13 protein-coding genes and 1 tRNA gene are annotated in these 15,294 nt (G+C 61.1%); 7 read left to right on the forward strand and 7 right to left on the reverse strand.

Annotated elements, in window-relative coordinates:
• Positions 1 to 118: 118 nt before the first annotated feature.
• Positions 119 to 1,456, forward strand: a complete 1,338-nt coding sequence (gene gcvPA, locus C476_RS10755; protein ID WP_008012735.1) for an aminomethyl-transferring glycine dehydrogenase subunit GcvPA — start codon at positions 119 to 121, stop codon at positions 1,454 to 1,456.
• Positions 1,453 to 2,976 carry an aminomethyl-transferring glycine dehydrogenase subunit GcvPB gene (gcvPB, locus tag C476_RS10760; RefSeq protein WP_008012737.1) on the forward strand — a complete coding sequence of 508 codons (1,524 nt, stop codon included), beginning with the start codon at positions 1,453 to 1,455 and terminating at the stop codon, positions 2,974 to 2,976. The genes gcvPA and gcvPB overlap by 4 nt, the downstream gene beginning before the upstream one ends.
• 137 nt (positions 2,977 to 3,113) lie before the next feature.
• Here gcvPB and C476_RS18965 read toward each other — a convergent pair whose 3' ends face one another.
• Positions 3,114 to 3,290: a DUF7838 family putative zinc beta-ribbon protein gene (locus tag C476_RS18965; RefSeq protein ID WP_008012739.1), complete on the reverse strand. Its 177-nt coding sequence runs from the start codon at positions 3,288 to 3,290 to the stop codon at positions 3,114 to 3,116.
• Positions 3,291 to 3,421: 131 nt separating this feature from the next.
• On the opposite strand from C476_RS18965, the gene C476_RS10765 reads away from it, so the two are divergent.
• The 3 genes from C476_RS10765 to C476_RS18375 all read left to right on the forward strand — a co-directional run bounded on the left by C476_RS10765 (position 3,422) and on the right by C476_RS18375 (position 5,652).
• The gene (locus C476_RS10765) at positions 3,422 to 3,955 is read left to right on the forward strand and encodes a cob(I)yrinic acid a,c-diamide adenosyltransferase (protein ID WP_008012741.1); all 534 of its coding nucleotides are present in this window, start codon (positions 3,422 to 3,424) and stop codon (positions 3,953 to 3,955) included.
• Positions 3,956 to 4,429: 474 nt separating this feature from the next.
• Positions 4,430 to 4,504, forward strand: a tRNA-Val gene (locus C476_RS10770).
• Positions 4,505 to 5,148: 644 nt separating this feature from the next.
• Entirely contained in the window at positions 5,149 to 5,652 is a 504-nt protein-coding gene (locus C476_RS18375; RefSeq protein ID WP_152418200.1) for a hypothetical protein, read from the forward strand.
• Between the two features lie 155 nt (positions 5,653 to 5,807).
• On the opposite strand, the gene C476_RS10775 is transcribed toward C476_RS18375, so the two are convergent.
• The gene (locus C476_RS10775) at positions 5,808 to 7,475 is read right to left on the reverse strand and encodes an MFS transporter (RefSeq protein WP_008012744.1); all 1,668 of its coding nucleotides are present in this window, start codon (positions 7,473 to 7,475) and stop codon (positions 5,808 to 5,810) included.
• 303 nt (positions 7,476 to 7,778) lie between these two features.
• Positions 7,779 to 8,615 carry an alpha/beta fold hydrolase gene (locus tag C476_RS10780; RefSeq protein ID WP_008012745.1) on the reverse strand — a complete coding sequence of 279 codons (837 nt, stop codon included), beginning with the start codon at positions 8,613 to 8,615 and terminating at the stop codon, positions 7,779 to 7,781.
• Positions 8,616 to 8,865: 250 nt separating this feature from the next.
• Between C476_RS10780 and C476_RS10785 the strand changes: the two genes are divergently transcribed.
• Positions 8,866 to 9,411, forward strand: coding sequence for a DUF1684 domain-containing protein (locus C476_RS10785; protein WP_049911744.1), 546 nt, complete (start codon positions 8,866 to 8,868; stop codon positions 9,409 to 9,411).
• 24 nt (positions 9,412 to 9,435) lie between these two features.
• Here the strand turns inward: C476_RS10785 and C476_RS10790 are convergent, their stop codons facing one another.
• Positions 9,436 to 10,005: a VIT1/CCC1 transporter family protein gene (locus C476_RS10790; RefSeq protein WP_008012749.1), complete on the reverse strand. Its 570-nt coding sequence runs from the start codon at positions 10,003 to 10,005 to the stop codon at positions 9,436 to 9,438.
• Between the two features lie 12 nt (positions 10,006 to 10,017).
• Positions 10,018 to 10,311 (reverse strand): DUF211 domain-containing protein, encoded by a 294-nt coding sequence (locus tag C476_RS10795; RefSeq protein ID WP_008012751.1) that lies wholly within the window; start codon positions 10,309 to 10,311, stop codon positions 10,018 to 10,020.
• Positions 10,312 to 10,475: 164 nt separating this feature from the next.
• Here C476_RS10795 and C476_RS10800 point away from each other — a divergent pair, with 164 nt between their 5' ends.
• Positions 10,476 to 11,057: an HdeD family acid-resistance protein gene (locus tag C476_RS10800; protein ID WP_008012753.1), complete on the forward strand. Its 582-nt coding sequence runs from the start codon at positions 10,476 to 10,478 to the stop codon at positions 11,055 to 11,057.
• Here the strand turns inward: C476_RS10800 and C476_RS10805 are convergent.
• Positions 11,029 to 12,468, reverse strand: a complete 1,440-nt coding sequence (locus tag C476_RS10805; RefSeq protein ID WP_008012755.1) for a TIGR00341 family protein — start codon at positions 12,466 to 12,468, stop codon at positions 11,029 to 11,031. The genes C476_RS10800 and C476_RS10805 overlap by 29 nt on opposite strands.
• Before the next feature lie 123 nt (positions 12,469 to 12,591).
• Positions 12,592 to 15,165 (reverse strand): calcium-translocating P-type ATPase, PMCA-type, encoded by a 2,574-nt coding sequence (locus C476_RS10810; RefSeq protein ID WP_008012756.1) that lies wholly within the window; start codon positions 15,163 to 15,165, stop codon positions 12,592 to 12,594.
• Between the last annotated feature and the right edge of the window lie 129 nt (positions 15,166 to 15,294).

Raw genomic sequence — 15,294 nt, forward strand, 5'->3', positions numbered from 1 at the left:
AAACGAGTGCGTTCATTACCCCCTGTCCGCTAGAAGTGCGTATCGTGTCTCGGATCGAACGCCGCACTCGACGGCGCGAGGGGACGACCTGCCCGATCGACCGAGACCACCCCTAGTCATGCACGGATCACACACGACGGGGAGTCCGTACGCTCCCCACACGGCAGAGGACCGCACGGCGATGCTCGAGGCGGTCGACGCGGAGACGGTCGAGGACCTCTTCGACATTCCGGCCGCCGTCAGGTTCGACGGGCAGTTCGATATCGACGCGCGAACGGAACGGGAAACACGACGACTAGTGCGCTCGGTGCTGGGTCGAAACGACGACTGCACCGAGTTGCTCGGACGCGGCCACTACGGCTACTACATCCCGTCGCTGGTCGACCACCTCGCGGACCGCTCGGAGTTTCTGACCTCATATACGCAGTATCAGCCCGAAATCTCGCAGGGGTTCCTGCAGGCCTTATTCGAGTACCAGTCGCTGCTGGTCGAGTTGACCGGCCTCGAGATTGCGAACTGCTCGATCTACGACGCCGCGACAGCACTCGGCGAAGCCGCAACGCTGGCCGACCGCGTCCGCGACACCTCGGGCCACCGGGTGCTCGTTCCCGAACTCATGCGCGAGGAACGCAAAAGTACACTCGCAAACTACGTCGCCGGCACCGACCTCGTCGTCGAGGCGTACCCGGTCGACGACGGGACCGTCGATCTCGCCGGACTCGATACGGCCGTTGACGAGGACGTCGTCATGGTTTACGCCGAGAATCCGACGGTGCGCGGGACGATCGAGGAACAACTGGAAGCGATCGGTGACCTCGCAGCGGACGTCGACGCATTCTTTGCGCTTGGCTCGGATCCGATCGCGCTGTCGCTGCTCGAGCGCCCCGCCGATGTCGGTGCGGACGTCGTCGTCGGCGACGCGAGCGTGCTGGGCCTCCCGACAAGCTACGGGATGGGACTGGGCCTGTTTGCCACCAAGGAGGACTACCTTCGGCAGGTTCCCGGCCGACTGGTCGGCGTCAGCGAGGACGCAACCGACCGCCGGGCGTTTACGCTCACGCTCCAGACGCGCGAACAGCATATCCGCCGCGAGCGCGCGACAAGCAACATCTGTACGAATCAGGCCTGGGTCGCACTGCGAACGGCGATCCACGCTGCCGTCCTCGGGCCAAGCGGGATGGTCGACCTCGCAAAGCGCGCTGTCACGCGCGCGGAGGCCCTCGCAGAGCGCGTCGACGATATCGTCGGCGTGCAAGCGCCGGTTCACGACCGCCGGCACTTCCGGGAGTTCGTCGCCCACGTCGACCAGCCCGCAAGCGCCGTTGCTGCGGACCTCGAGCGGCTTGGCTTTGCGGTCCACGTCGTCGGCGACCACGAGATTCAGCTCTGCGTGGCCGGCGTTCCCGACGAAGAACTCGATCGGTTCGTCGAAGCGCTCGAGGAGGTGGCACGATGAGCGACGACGGAACCAACCGCGACACCACACCCGCACAGTCGCGCTACGATCAGGCCCGCTACGTCGAGAACGGCGAGTACGAACCGCTGCTCTCGGAGAAGGATCTGACGCGGATCGCAATCGGCAGCGAAGACGACGGCAACGGCGACGACGGGAAGACGACCGATTCGCCGCTGCCCGACGATCTGACGCGGGATGCTCTCGAGTTACCCGAACTCTCCGAGCCCGAACTCGCGCGCCACTACACGCGTCTCTCGCAGATGATCTACGGGATCGACAGCGGTCCGTATCCGCTGGGGTCGTGTACGATGAAGTACAACCCGAAATTCACCGAGGACGTGGCCGCGCTGCCGTCGGCGGCCGTCCATCCCGACCGATCTGAGGGGTCCATCCAGGGCACGCTCGAGTTGCTCTACCGGCTGCAGGACTACCTGGGTCGGATCGGCGGCATGGACGCAGTGACCCTGCAGCCGCCCGCGGGCGCAGCCGGCGAGTTCGTCGGTATCCGCGTCGCCGCGGCCTACCACGAACACAATGGCGAGGGCCACCGCGACGACGTCATCGTTCCCGAGAGTGCTCATGGCACCAACTTCGCGAGCGCCGCACTCGGCGGCTACGACGTCGTCTCCCTGCCCAGCGACGACGAGGGTCGGGTCGACCTCGAGGCGCTCGAGGCCGCGCTTTCGGAGAACACTGCGGCGCTCATGTTGACAAATCCGAACACGCTCGGGCTTTTCGAGCGCGATATTGCGGAAATCGCCGACATGGTCCACGATGTCGGCGGGCTCCTCTACTACGACGGGGCGAATCTCAACGCCTTGCTCGGTCGTGCACGCCCGGGCGACATGGGCTTCGACGTGATGCACTACAACGTCCACAAGACGTTCGCGACGCCCCACGGCGGCGGCGGGCCGGGTGCTGGTCCGGTCGGCGTCGTCGAGAAGCTGGCACCGTTCCTGCCCGCGCCTCGCGTCCGCGAGCGGGCCGAGCCGTCACAGTCGGGTGAACCGGTCTACGAACGCTTCGAGCCCGAGCACACCATCGGCAAAGTCCACGGGTTCGACGGCAACTGGCTGGTCCTCGTCAAGACCTTCGCCTATATCGCCCGCCTCGGCGATGATGGGCTCGCGGATGCAAGCGCTTCTGCAGTGCTCAACGCGAACTACCTCGCCGAGGAGATCGACTATGAGATCCCCTACGGGCCGTTCCACCACGAGTTCGTCGCCAGCGCCGGCGAACAGGACGCTGCCGACGTGGCAAAACGAATGCTCGACTATGGCGTCCACCCGCCGACGACCAAGTGGCCCGAGATCGTCCCCGAGGCGCTGATGACCGAACCCACCGAGATCGAGAGCAAGGACACCTTGGATCGCCTCGCCGCCGCATTCAACGCCGTCGCCAACGAGGACGACGACACGCTCGAGGCCGCGCCCGAACGAACCACCGCACGCCGGATCGACCAGACCAGCGCGGCGCGAAATCCGCGGCTGTCGTGGCAGGCACTCGCGGACGAGTCGTAGCCCGTTCCCGCACTGATTTTACGGCGGTCGCTACGTGTAGACGGTTTTGGAACCGCGGGAGGGAACCCGAACGGAAATCGGTTCGGGAACGAGAAAGACGGCTCTCGGCGCGAGAACGGAAGCAGGCAGAAGGTGGATTATGCCGTGCTCGAGTCGACGGCGGTCCCGTTGTCGCCGATGCGAACGAAGCCGTAGTCACAGTCCGGGCAGTGCCACTTGACCTTCTCGCCGAGGTGCAGCGTCGTGCTGGCGGCGCGGTAAAACGTCTTTTCCTCCCCGCAGTTGGGACACTCGTGTTCGAGTTCCAGAGCCATGGCCGGTGGTAGCCAGCGAAGCGAGTTTAACGTACTGGTTCCGGCGGGGTTCGCGCGTGATACTCGAGGGCCGAGCCGACGGCAGTGCCGGTGACACGAAAGTTAAGTGGCCGCCATCCGTCGATCCAGCCATGTCGATTTACACCGGTCGCGGCGACGAAGGAGAAACCGACCTCCGAGATATGACCCGCGTCTCGAAGGCCAGCGCCCGCATCGAAGCGTACGGGACCGTCGACGAACTCAACGCTCTGATCGGGACGATCCGGCCGACCGACCACGACGATATCAACGACAAGTTGGCAACGATCCAGAACCACCTCCACGTCGTGCAGGCGGACTTCGCGAATCCCGATCCGGACGAGGACGATCCCGCGATCCGTCCTGCCCACGTCGAGACCGTCGAGGACTGGATCGACAAGTACGACGAGGAACTCGAGCCGCTGACCTCCTTTATTCTGCCAACCGGCAGCGACCACGGCGCGGCGCTGCATCACGCCCGCACCGTCTGTCGACGCGCGGAGCGACGCGCGGTCGCGCTCGCCACCGAAGAGGAGATCAACGAGGACGCAGTCCAGTACCTCAACCGGCTTTCGGACGGGTTGTTTACGCTGGCTCGAGTCGTCAATGCACGTGACGGCGAGCCAGAAGACGCACCGGACTACTAACGCCCGCCTGACGTTGCATGAGGTGCCGCCGACTCGTCACGTGACGTTATTCGGCAGCACAGCTGGACTCGAGTCACACTGTCCGTCACCGACACCTCCCGATTCTGTTGTCCACGGAAGAACGATATTCTCGCCCGACCCACATACGACAACATACTACATGAATAACCACTTCCATGACAGCCGATCCGACCTGCGGCGAGCCGCTACCCACGCCCGACTCAGCGTGACTGCATACCGAGCACGGCTCACGGAATTAGGTCCGCACTCGACTCGGCCGGGAACCTGATCACGACTCCACCCGCGTCGACCGCGTCCGTGAAGACGTACGCGCACTCGAGCACCGCGCCGAAACCCGCGTCCGGAAGACAGTCAGGAGCGCAGACAATCGCGTGAGACGGTGACACTCGGGTGTGTGCGCCGACGATCGATGAAAGGAAGCCTTAAGTCGAACGGACGGGAACAGTTTCGTGCGGGTTGGTGATCTAGTCCGGTTATGATACCTCCTTCACACGGAGGAAGTCGGCAGTTCAAATCTGCCCCAACCCACTACGCTCCTTCCGTCGCGTGAAGTAGTAAACTGTCAGAGGGCAATATATTGGCGCTGTACACCTCCAGCAATTCACTGAGTCACTTCCAAATTCTGTGTGAAACCGCAGTACAGCGTCCCGTTACTCAACAAGTAGTCCGATATGTCCGATAACACATATTAACAGAAACATAATCCGTATCACGTCGTTGTCCGTCGCCTATGAGGCCAGCAGGGGGAGTTGTCGATGAATGTGAACACTACTAACCACCTCTTGTGTCCGGTAGAAAATCAACAATGAACTACGACGGGCGTGGAGGAACTGAAGAGCATCATCTCCGACTGTGCGAGGAGCTACAAGATAGCATGTGATCTGCCGGAGTGAATAGCAGGAGGTAACAACACATCGAGGCGTGAAAGGAGACAACCGATTCGATGAAGTGAAAGCTCTGATTAGAATATTGGTTGGTACGTGTGGGTTTGTCTTTGGTAAAGCCCCTGAAGATTTTCAATTTATTAACTTTATATGTAGATAATTTAACGATATATTAAAATATTTATACTATATTCTATATCTGTATCTTTGTCTCGTTATATATGACCCTTATGTAAATGGTACCAGCCAAATCGCAGGTTAGAAAAACAAGTCAGCAAAATTGAAAGTATGTTGGAGGCTCTACAGGATACTATCATACGCATTATTAGTGTTGTTTTAGGAGACTTCAAATGGGTAGTAAACACAGCCCTTGTATTGATAACGCTCATAATCAGCGCTCGTTCGTACAAATATCAGGTCAATGGTGCTATCAGGGAATCGATTGAACAATTGTATGACTTGAATGTAGCTACAAATGGACGAATTAAGCCAATCCTCCATTCAACAGACATGGTGTGCCAAAAAACAATAGTGGAATTTAAACTATATACGGGGACTAATTATACAAATACGGCAAAAAGAGCGAGGCCTAATCACTTTGACCTATATATGGAGATGGAGAAATTGGAAGAAGAAGTAGGAGATGTAAGTGATATTGATAAGTCTGAATTTGGAATTGAGGTTACAATAAAGTCCGTCAATCCCGTTAAATGCCGTAGAGTTGTAGAAGAAATCATGGAAGAAATCCAGAAAAGAGATTTAGAAATAAGAACAGGAGAAGGAAATAATTAGGTTATATAATTTAGATATAAATCTGCTCTGTGAATTAAGTCACACGGATTGAATCGGCTTGAGTCTACGGAGTCTCTTACGAAGACGTATTTCAGCCACTGAGCCGACCGAAATAATGACAGCTCGCATCCAAAGATCTAGTTTGGTGGTTTCGGTTAGTCCTCCGCAGCTCTTTCAGAACCCTCACGTGTTGCATCCGGCGGTGATTCAGAGTGGTCGGGTCGGTTGTCGTCGTCCGGTATCTGGCGTGGCAGGAACGTGGATGCGACGAGCAAGAGTAGCACGAACAGTACCAAGAGGAGCAGCGCCGCCCGTTGCGCGTCGAACATCGCAGCCTCGAAGATCCCCTCGAGCAATTGTCGTTGAGTCGGCGTGAGTTGGGTCAGGAACTGTTGCTGGGTGGCTTCGGTCGCTGTCTCGACGGCATCCTCGAGCGCGATCACCAGCTCATTTCGTCGGTCCGTTGAAACGGTCACGTGCTCTGCTCGGAGGACGCCATCGACGACACTCCCATAGAACTGTCCGAGAAAGTACGAGCCAACGACTGCTGTCCCCAGGGAATAGCCGATCGAACTGCTTACGTTCAGGATGCCGGATGCTTCGGGGGAGTCCGCGGTCGGAACAGCCGACATTGTCATATTGGCAATCTGTGCGAGTATGAGCCCGACACCGGCTCCATAAAGCGTCATTGGGATCGCCATGCTGCTGATGGTCTGACCGGGGCCTGTCTGCTCGTACAATAGCACCAGTCCAACGCCCAGACACACGATACCGACCTGGATCAGCGTCTTTGGTGAGACGTATTTCCGCCAGTTGGGCGTAACCGTCGCAAAAAGAATCGACGCGAGCGAATACGGTACCAACGCGACCCCAGTCTCAAAGGCGGTGTATCCCAGTACGGCCTGGAGATAGACCGGGAAAATAAAAAAGAAGCCAGCCGAGACGATCGCTCGAATATTGTATGTAATAACGCCGGATACAAACGGGCGGTTCGTCAGGACGTGCAGCGGAACGAGCGGTGACTTCCCAGCACGTTGCAGTCGGCGCTCGTATTGAATGAACGCAGCAAACGCAAGGAATCCGAGCCCGAGAAACCAGATCGCTGGCGATGTCCCGAACGGATTGAACTGCACGCCGCCGACGGCGAACGGCCGCCGTTCGAGGAACCATCCATACTTTCCACTCAGAAGAAAGCCAGTGACGAGCGACGTCGCACCGACGATAGACAGCGCTGTTCCACCTTTATCCAGCGAACTGCGTGTTTCTGACAGTGGGTTCGGACTCATGTACTGAACGAAAATGAGAATAACCCCCACACCGATGAGTTGGATCGCAAATCCCCACCGCCAACTTGCGTACGTGGTTAGTGCGCCACCGATAATCGGTCCGAGCGTCCCTCCAACCCCGCTTACGCCGGCCATCAGTCCGAACGCCGTCGCCCGGTCAGTGCCGTCGTAACTGACTCTCAACTCAGTGTATGTCAGGGGATATAATACAGCGGCCGCGGCCCCCTCGATGAATGCCCAGCCGAGATAGAGGATCGTCGTACTCCAGCTAATCGCCGCCACCAGCGTCCCACCGGCGTAGACGATCAGTGCGACTGCCATGACACGTCTCCGACTATGCCGAGACGGCAGCGTCCCGGCCGGGAGAATCAGCGCAGCGATCACCAGCGAGTAGAGTGCAACCGCCCCCTGAATCACGGTGACCGTGGTATCAAACTCGTCCACCATCGTGGGGATCGCCACGTTCATCAGGGAGGCATTGATCACGATGATGAACGTCGTCAGACTCACGGCGATCGCTGGGGCCCAGTATTTCACTCTCGCCTTGAAGTCCGTAGCGGGGCGAGAACGCCCGTTGGAAGAAGACCCATCAAAGGGCATACAGTAGTCTCACACTGTTCATCCCCAAATAGCGTGGACCTGGGTAGACCGAGCGTCAAAGATCATGTCCGGTCCTTCGCCCGTTACCGCCGCTCGAGAAACGCCGTAACCACAGCCACCTCCGCCGTACACAGCAGTTCCCACCGGCACCCAATTTCGCTCGAGCGATATCTCAATCACGGTGGGTTGCCACCCTGGGTGCAGGCCGGTCGACCGGAACGGGGTAGGATCTCGAGCACGTCATCGGTGTGCAGAGAACACCTCGGGAACGGCTCGAAGGAGGGTCTGCAGGTGATCAGCATCGTCGAGCACCCGTAACTGCGCGGTCGGGAGTTGTGCTGCAAGGCGGCGAACGCCGTCGATCGGGACGTTCGTGTCGTTCTCGCCGTGCCAGAAGCAGAGGTCGGTCTCGAGGTCATCAAGATTAATCCCCCAATCGGACGCCGTATTGCGGAAGTCGGTGACGGCACCGCTCCGGTGCCGAGCGAACGCGGTAACGAAATCCGCCTGCACGATCGCCGCAGTGTCATCGGGCACCGACTCTGCGCCCCCAGCTGCCGTGTACTGGGAGACGACGAGTGATGGATCGAGCCGAGCGGCGAGCCACGCCTGGCCCCGGAAGAGGCCGCGAAGTAGGGTAGGCGTCCTCGTCGCCAGGCCTGAGAGTAGCCGTTGCGTCGCGGGTTGCTCCTCGCTGACGTCGGGTGGCACAGCCCCCGAAACGACATCGACGCGGGTGACACGATCCGGTTGCGTCACAGCAGTCGCGAGCGCGTGTGGTCCACCACCTGAAAAGGCGACGAGACCCGCGCGCTCGACGTTTGCGTCGTTGAGGACGGCATTGACGACCGTGCCGGCGTCACGCAACGAGCGTGACGGCCACGGTGTCGAGTAGCCATAGCCGGGCCGCTCGAACGCAAGTAATCGAATCCCCTGTTCCCGTGCGACCGTCTCGAAGAGCGCTCCCAGCCGGCAGGAGCCGGGTATCCCGTGGAGAAAGACGACCGGGACGCCATCCGAACAGCCGTATTCGGTATCGGCGAGCTGGCGACCCTCGTCCAGCGACGTAGTCGTCACCTGACGACTGCGACGGGCTGGTACCCAGTAAGACGGATCGGCGGCCCACTGTGACATTACCCGTCGATACTTACTGCTATCGTGAGTGAATACTGCCGGATCACTGCGGGTATTTATATGAAACAGTGGCGAGCGGGGAGTGGCGACCGACCGCGTTCTCTGTCGGTCACACCTGCAGAGCTCAGTCGAGAGCGACCAACTCACGTCGCCCGATGAACCATATGTGTCGAATCCGTATCGGATACTACAGATGGCATCCGACTGGCGCAATGCGATCGAGACCCAGCGCGAACAGAAGGATCAGTACTTCGGCGAGCATCCACACTCGCCACTCTCACCGGACGAACGCGAGTCGTTCGACGGCCTCGAGTACTATCCCATCGACGAGGATTACCGGTTCGAACTTCCCCTCGAGGAGTACGACGACCCAGAACAGATCACCGTCGGAACGAGTACGGACGGCGAACAGGAGTACCTCGAGTGGGGAGAGTTCCAGTTTACCGTCGACGGCGAGGACGTGACGCTACAGGCATACAAGTCCGAACCCGACGACGACCGGCTGTGGGTGCCCTTCCGAGACGCGACCAGCGGCGACGAGACCTACGGGGCCGGTCGGTATCTCGACCTCGAGGTCGACAGCCACCGGACGAGCGACGGCGACTGGATTCTCGATTTCAACGAGGCGTACAACCCGACGTGTGCCTACTCCGACCAATACGAGTGTCCGCTGCCGCCGATGGACAACTGGCTCGAGGTGCCGATCGAGGCCGGCGAGAAGGACTACGGAGATCACTGACCGGCTGTCGCGGCCGCGTTGCGGTCAGCCAGGCAGGAACAGATTGAGAAACGCGACCACGATCCCCGCAAGCCCCATCCGGACGCCGGCGACGATCCAGTTTTGCTTCGAGATCGAGCCGAGATACGCCCCGAACGTAAACAGGACGGTCACGCCGATGCCGACCGACACCAGCGTCGCCTCGAGCAGCGAGAAAAAGACGTTGTGTGCGAGAAACGGTAACAGCGGCAGGATACTGCCGATCAACGGGCCGATGCCGCTTGCGATCGCGTTGACCTTTCTGGCACCCGCTCGCCGTTGCTGCAGTTCCGTATCCGCGAGATCGGTCAGCATGGCCTGTTCGATCCGCAGCAGTTCGGCCTGTTTTTCCGCGCGTTCGATCTCCCAGACGCTCCAGACGCCGGAGGTTCCCAGCCCGACGGCCGCGCCGAGCCCGATCGTTACGACGGTCAGTCCGTCGTCGATCCCTGACAGGTACGCGCCGACGACGACCCCGATGGCCGTCAGCGTGCCGTCGAAGCCGTTGGAGATGAAGTACCGTCGCGAGATCGACCTGACGTCTTCGTCCTCGAGCAGCGTGCGAATAGCAGTCACGGCTCGAGAATATCAGGAGTCCTGTGGCGTTTCGTGGTCGTCGACCATGCGTGTCCCACAGACGACGGCGTCGATCGAGTGGACAGTGCCGCCGAGGTCGGCGATAGCGTCCTCGACAGCGACTGCGTCGATGTCTTCACCTTCGAGCGTTACTTTGAGATTCTGAACGACGCGATCGGTTTCGATCAGCGCGACGTTGACGCCGGCGATTCCCTCCTGGTCGGCGACGACCTGGGCGAACTCGAGAATGTCGGGTTCGTGTGGCTTCATCACATCGAGAACGAGCCGTCGTATCGGGGCTGCCATGCTGTAGCAGTCTCGCTCGATGCTCTTAGTGGCGATGGCCGATGGAGCCGGATGGACTGTCCCAACGACGGAAAATCGCGTGACAGGTCGCCTCGAGAGAGCTATTAGTCGGAGAGAACTGGTGTTTACGGACGTCAGCGTCGTATCTTATAACGAGAGAGACAATGACAGACACTGTAGCAGACCATTCGACTGGTATCGATTCCGATCACGATTGGCGCGTCCCAGCCGGCGGTGGCGTCTTGCTGGTCGTCCTGGGCGTGCTCGCGATCCTGTTTCCGTTCGTCACCGGCGTGTCGGTGTCGTTGCTCCTTGGTGCATTGCTCGTGATCGGCGGCTTTGCCCACCTGGCTCACGCGTTCTCGGTGCCCGGCTGGACTGGCAGCGTAGTCCAGTTGATTCTTGCAGTGATTTACGTCATCGCAGGAATCAGTCTGCTTGCGAATCCGGTAGTCGGGTTGACGACGCTGACACTGCTCGTGATCGCGTACCTGTTCGTAGCAGGGGTTTTCGAGATCGTCGCCGGGCTGAGCATGCCACGTGAAGCCAACGGGCTGTGGATCGCCGTCAGCGGCGTGATCGGGGTCCTGCTGGCCGGCTTGCTCTGGGCCGGTTGGCCATCGACCGCACTGTGGGCGATCGGTGTGTTACTCGGCGTCAACCTGGTCATAAGCGGCGTCGCGTTGCTGTCTGTCGGCTCAGCCGAGCGGCGCGTCATCAGCGACGAAACGGCAACTGCTGCGTGAACCGATCGTCAACTGCTTTTATGACTTCGCCTGAACCGTCCAGATCGACCGATACGAACGGCCACTCCGTATGAGGTGCACTCATCGCCATCGCACTCATCGAGGTGTCTGTCGTCGGCGGAATCGGGTCGGACTCCTGACCGATAATGAATCCGATCCGAACGGCGACGTCTTCTCCGGACCGCTCCTCGAGACGGCGATCGAGACGATCCGCGAGATCCGGCGGAACGGATTCGACAGTCGGCCGTCCGGCGATGACCGTGACGGTTGGATCGTTTCCGAGGAGGAGGTCCTGGGTGTTGTAGTCGACTTCCACGCTCTCGAGTTCGTATTCCGAGAGTTCGGGCTCGTCGAAGAACTGTTCCGTTTCAGCGGTCGCCTGCTGCTCGAACGTCGTCGTCTGGTAAGCGGCGAGCGTGACCAGCCCAAGCACGACCGACAGCCCGACGAGCGCGATGACGAGCACCGCACCGCGCCTGAGCACCGACGCACGCACAGTTCCATGCTGGTCGGTCAGCTCGGGCCGATACCCACTGAGCCAGAAGATTGCCAGCGCAGAGAGGTTGATTGCCAGAAGGTTGACCAACACCAGCACCGAGGCGCTCGCGGCCACGCCGGCGTATTCCCACGCGATGCCGAGCCCTGCCGTCGCCGCAGGTGGGATGAGCGCGACCGCGATTGCGACGCCCACAAGCGTCGACCCGGAGCCACGCGAGACGCTGATCGCGCCGGCGATTCCCGAGCCGAACGCGATGAACAGCGAAAGGAAGTCGGGACTCGTCCGCTCTGCGACCTGCGGGATCGTCCGGATGTCGGTTCCGGGTGGGACGATCACCGTTCCCTTGAGGAGTGCCCCGAGCGCGGCGGCGACGCCGATCGCAAGCAGGAGACCGGTGGCCTGCAGCGTGATGCCCCGTATCGTCAGCTCGCGATCCGCCAAGACGCTGCCGGCGCTCGCGGTGATCGCCGGTCCCATCAGCGGTGCGACGACCATCGCACCGATGATCGTCGCCGCGGAGTCGAGCAACAACCCCCCTGTGGCGATGACGGTACTGAGCACGATGAACGCGAAATACGTCGAGAGCTCCGGTGCGAGACTCTCTGCGTTCGCCTTCAACTCCTCTCGAGAGAGACGATCGCCGGGATAGAGCGCCTGCAGCGCCCGTATTCGCGTCGAGACGACGGTCTCGGTCGGCAACACGATAGTGTACGCGCTCTCGCTGACGCCAGCGGCACGCAGGTCGTCGAGCACGGGCTCGACGCCAGTCGGCGGCACCGGGAACTGCACCATCGCTTCGAACTCGCCGCGGCCCGTCTCCTCGAAGATAGCGTAGTCGAGTTCCTGTTCGTCCAATGCTGCCACGACCGACTCGCGGTTTCCCTCCGGAATCAACACCTGCACGAGCCGCATAGGGACGATACGCCGAACGCACGTATAAAACAGAAGCGCGATAACACAACCCCCGACCGCGAGCGAGCAGAGCGACGCGTAGAAATCGTTCCGTGGCCGCTTTCAGTACAAGAAACTCATGGCTCAGTCCTGCATGCGCCTGACGAGAACGGCAACCCCGAGATACCCCGGCAGACAGACAGCGAGGACGACGGCGATGAGGCCCCAGTCGGCCACGTCGAGTGGCACCGTCCCGAAATACTGGGAGAGCGGGGTATACAACACCGAGAGGTGCAGCAGGATCGAGACCGCGACGGACGCCGTGAGCCACCCGTTCGACAGTATCGGCGTCTCGCGCAACCATCGGATGACGTAGAGCCCGACGAGTTCGAGAAAGACGAAGCTGGTGAACACGAGCGTCATCGTGCGCGGAGTGACGGCGGGTTCCCCCTCGAGGGTGTAGAACATGAGTGCGAGGAGGACGATCGTGGTCACGGCACCCATTCCGCCGATCATGACGAGCATCGCGCGACCGATGATCCCCTGCTCGCGGTCGCGTGGCGATCGGTCCATCACGTCCTCACCTTTCGGATCTGACCCGAGCGCCAGCGCCGGCAACCCGTCGGTCACCAGGTTGATCCACAGCAACTGCACTGCAGGCAGAATGAGATAGCCGTACAGCGATGCGATGAAGACGAGCGCCACCTCGCCGATGTTCGCACTGAGGAGGTAGGCGACGAACTTCCAGATGTTATCGAAGATCGTTCGCCCGCGCTCGATCGCACGCTCGATCGTCGCGTAGTTGTCGTCAAGCAGAACCATGTCCGAGGCCTGTCTGGCGACGTCCGTCCCGCGGATTCCCATCGCGACGCCGATGTCGGCGTTTTTCAGCGCCGGCGCGTCGTTGACGCCGTCGCCGGTCATCGCCACGTTGTGACCTCGGTCTTGCAGCGCCTGCAGGATGCGTACCTTGTGTTCCGGCGACGTGCGCGCGAAGACGTCGACGGCCTCGACGCGCTCGCGTAACCCTTCGTCGTCCATCCGTTCGATCTCCCGTCCCGTGAGTCCTTCAGAGCCGATCCCGAGTCTGCTGGCGATCGCACCAGCCGTCCGGACATTATCACCAGTCACCATCTTCACGTCGATGCCGGCGTGTTCCGTCGCTGCGATCGCATCGGCGACTTCCTCTCGAGGTGGATCGATCATCCCAGCTAGTCCGACGAACGTCAGCCCGTCCGCGAGGTCGTCGGGACCGGTCACCTCCTCACGGTAGGCCATCGCCAGCACGCGCAGCGCGTCGTCGCCGAACTCGCGAACCGTCGTCTCGATCCGGTCGCGACGTGCGTCGGTCAGCGCCACCGGCCCATCGGCGGTCAGAATTCGGTCGCAGTGGTCGACGACGACCTCCGGCGCACCTTTGACGTAGCCGACATCGTCGTGGACCGTTCCCATCCACTTTCGATCCGAGGAGAACGGCACCTCGCCAGTCCGCGGATACTCGTCCCGCAGGTCCTCGAGATCGAACCCGTGACGGTCGGCCGCCTCGAGCAAGGCCTGTTCGGTCGGATCACCACTCTCGAGCGTCGCGTCGTTACAGAGTGCGCCAATTTGCAAGAGCAGATCTTTACGGTCAGCGCGTTGCGTGTCCCCTGTCTTGCCGTCGAGATCGAGGTCGAGGACCACGTCGTTGACCCAGAGTCTGCTGACAGTCATCTGTCCCTTCGTGAGCGTCCCGGTCTTGTCCGTACAGACGACGTCGACGGCACCCAGCGCCTCCACTGCCGGGAGTCGACGGACGAGCGCGCTCTCGTCGGACATCCGCCGGACGCCGAGTGCGAGTGCAAGCGTGACCACCGCCGGCAACCCCTCTGGAATGGCGGCGACAGCCAGCGAGACGGCTGTGAGCGAAGCCTGAACCGGATCAGTCCCGCGCAGGAGCAACAGCGGGGCAACCAGTGCAGAAAGGACGAGAACGCCACCGCCGAGCATGCGACCCAACTGATCGAGTTCGGTCTGTAACGGCGTCTGCGTCTCCTCAGTCATGGCGAGTTCACGAGCAATCGCACCGACCGCCGTCTCCATCCCAGTCTCGGTAATGACGGCCACACCCTTGCCGCGGGTGACGTTCGTCCCCTTGTAGACCATACTCGTTCGCTCCGCGATCGGCGTCTCCGACTCGACCGGCGCGGTCGACTTCGAGACCGGCACGCTCTCGCCGGTCAGCGCCGCCTCGTCGACCTGAAGGTCGGTCTCCTCGAGCAACCGACCGTCGGCGGGGACGACGTCGCCGCCACGCAAGACGACGATATCGCCGGGAACGATCTCCTGGGCATCGATCTCGACGACCTCGCCATCTCGGCGGACAGTGGCCGTCGGCGCAGCCAGTTCACGCAGTGACTCGAGGCTCTGCTCGGCCCGGTAATCCTGGACGAAGCCGAAGATTCCGTTCGCGACGACGATAATGCTGATCAAAACTGCGTCGACGGTGTGGCCCGCCCAGACCGAGAGCACGGCCGCCACGATCAGCACCCAGATCAGGACGCTGTCGAACTGAGCGATGAAAATGTCGACGGGCGTCCGCCCGCCGCCTTCGATGATATCGTTCGCACCGTACTCCCCCCGTCGCCGGCGCACCTCGTCGCTCGTCAGTCCGTTGGGGTTCGACTCGAGGTCCTCGAGAACGCGCGACCACGGCTGCTCGTGTGGCGGGTCAGCCATCGCCACGGTCTTCCAGACCGATCCCTATAGGCATACCCCGGCTCCCCGGGGCACCGGTTGAGACGGTCGGAGCGGGCACCCGCGACTCGATTCGATGTCCGATGGCAAAACCGATAGTGACAAGCGGGT

This window comes from Natrinema limicola JCM 13563 (genome assembly GCF_000337475.1).
In the GTDB taxonomy this organism is placed as follows: domain Archaea; phylum Halobacteriota; class Halobacteria; order Halobacteriales; family Natrialbaceae; genus Natrinema; species Natrinema limicola.